Here is a 2049-nt window from a genome sequence, read left to right as displayed (position 1 = left end):
GGGCGGCGGGGCCGGGCAGGTTGAGCGCCAGGCTCAGAATGCGGGTGTTGCGCAGGGGCTGGGGTGTGGGCTGGGTCATGGGGGCAAAGCCGGCGGGAAAGGATGTTTTTACTATACAAAAAATAGCTGCTTGCGCTTGATGGTATTGGGTTAGAGGCCAAAAAGAGCATAAAAAAACCGCCCGAGGGCGGTTTCGCTTTTGAAAGGCGGAAAAACCTCAGACCACCTTGGCGATCGACGCGCAGACGTAGTCGATGTTCTGGCTGTTGAGCGCGGCCACGCACATGCGGCCGGTGTCGGTGCCGTACACGCCGAACTCGGTGCGCAGGCGCACCATCTGGTCCTTGGACAGGCCCGAGTAGCTGAACATGCCGATCTGGCTGGTGATGAAGCTCATGTCCTGCTTGACGCCGGCGGCCTTGAGGCCGTCGACCAGCTTCTGGCGCATGGCCTTGATGCGCACGCGCATCTCGCCCAGTTCCTTCTCCCACAGTGCGCGCAGCTCGGGGTTGCCGAGCACGGCGGCCACCACGGCACCGCCGTGGATCGGTGGGTTGGAGTAGTTGGTGCGGATGACGATCTTGAGCTGGCTCAGCACGCGGCTGGCTTCTTCCTTGTCCTGGCACAGCACCGACAGGCCGCCGACGCGCTCGCCGTACNGCCTTGATGCGCACGCGCATCTCGCCCAGTTCCTTCTCCCACAGTGCGCGCAGCTCGGGGTTGCCGAGCACGGCGGCCACCACGGCACCGCCGTGGATCGGTGGGTTGGAGTAGTTGGTGCGGATGACGATCTTGAGCTGGCTCAGCACGCGGCTGGCTTCTTCCTTGTCCTGGCACAGCACCGACAGGCCGCCGACGCGCTCGCCGTACAGGCTGAAGCTCTTGCTGAACGAGGTGGAGACGAAGAAGTTCAGCCCGGCGGCGACGAACTTGCCGATCACGGCGCCGTCTTCGGCAATGCCGTGGCCAAAGCCCTGGTAGGCCATGTCGAGGAAGGGCGTGAGATTCTTGGCCTTGACGGCGGCGATCACCTGGTCCCACTGCGCGGCCGTGATGTCGTAGCCCGTGGGGTTGTGGCAGCAGGCGTGCAGCACGACGATGGTGCCGGCGGCGGCAGCTTGAAGGCTGGCCAGCATGCCGTCGAAGTTGACGCCGCGCTTTTCAGCGTCGTAGTAGGCGTAGGTGTCGACGGTGAAGCCGGCGTTGGTGAACAGCGCGCGGTGGTTCTCCCAGCTCGGGTCGGAGATCAGCACCTTGGCGTCGGGGCTGAGCTTCTTCAGGAAGTCGGCGCCGATCTTCAGGCCGCCGGTGCCGCCAATGGCCTGCACGGTGGCGACGCGGCCCGAGGTGACGGGTTCGCTGTCGGCACCGAACACCAGGCCCTTGACGGCGGTGTCGTAGGCCACGATGCCGTCGATGGGCAGGTAGCCGCGCGCGGCGGGCTTGTCCATCATGGCTTTTTCGGCGGCCTGCACGCATTGCAGCAGGGGCAGCTTGCCGTTGTCGTCGAAATACACACCCACGCCCAGATTCACTTTTTTCGGGTTGGTGTCAGCGGCAAATTGCTCGTTGAGACCCAGGATGGGGTCGCGGGGGGCCATTTCGACGGCGGTAAACAATGACATGAGGGGGTCCTGTGCGGGTGTTGGGGTTTCGGTGCTCTGGCGCGCCAGTGGGAGCCATGGCGGGCAGGCAACCGCCCGCGATTTTAGCCGTCTCTGCCGCGCAACTGCGCGCTCAGACCCCGCCACGCAAGTGTCACGCGCCGTAGCTGAGCCTGGGGTGCCAGTCCGTGCCCCGGCCTGCCGGGGTGTAGTCGAACAGGTTCCACAGCGGCCAGATCGGGTCGACATGCCGCGGGTTTTGCCCCGGCTCGGCGGCAACGAACATCAGCTCCGTGCAGTAGCAGTGGTGGATCTGGCCGCCGCGCCGCTCGAACACGTTCAGGGCCGGCCGTTGCGCGCCCTGGCTGTCCTCGCCGTGGTAGTCCGCGTTGTAGCTGTTGCCTGCCGAGGACAGCAGGCGCAGGTTGCGCCAGCCGCGCTCGCG

At 65.5% G+C, this 2049-nt stretch carries 2 protein-coding genes and 1 pseudogene; all 3 read right to left on the bottom strand.

Annotated features, from left to right (window positions below; translation table 11 throughout):
* Positions 1-217 precede the first annotated feature (217 nt).
* Complete coding sequence (locus tag QZH66_RS15365) at positions 218-598, bottom strand: aminotransferase class I/II-fold pyridoxal phosphate-dependent enzyme (RefSeq protein ID WP_305806777.1); 381 nt, start codon at positions 596-598, stop codon at positions 218-220.
* 112 nt (positions 599-710) lie between these two features.
* Positions 711-1601, bottom strand: a pseudogene (locus QZH66_RS19045) (amino acid aminotransferase); the annotation flags it as partial.
* A gap of 157 nt (positions 1602-1758) precedes the next feature.
* Positions 1759-2049 (bottom strand): DUF899 family protein (locus tag QZH66_RS15360; RefSeq protein WP_305806776.1); only part of this gene is annotated, 291 nt, incomplete at its 5' end.

The organism is Stenotrophomonas sp. YIM B06876 (genome assembly GCF_030711595.1).
Taxonomy (GTDB): domain Bacteria; phylum Pseudomonadota; class Gammaproteobacteria; order Xanthomonadales; family Xanthomonadaceae; genus Stenotrophomonas.
The sequence above is the reverse complement of the archived record's forward strand: the minus strand, read 5'-3'. Positions and strand labels throughout refer to the sequence as shown.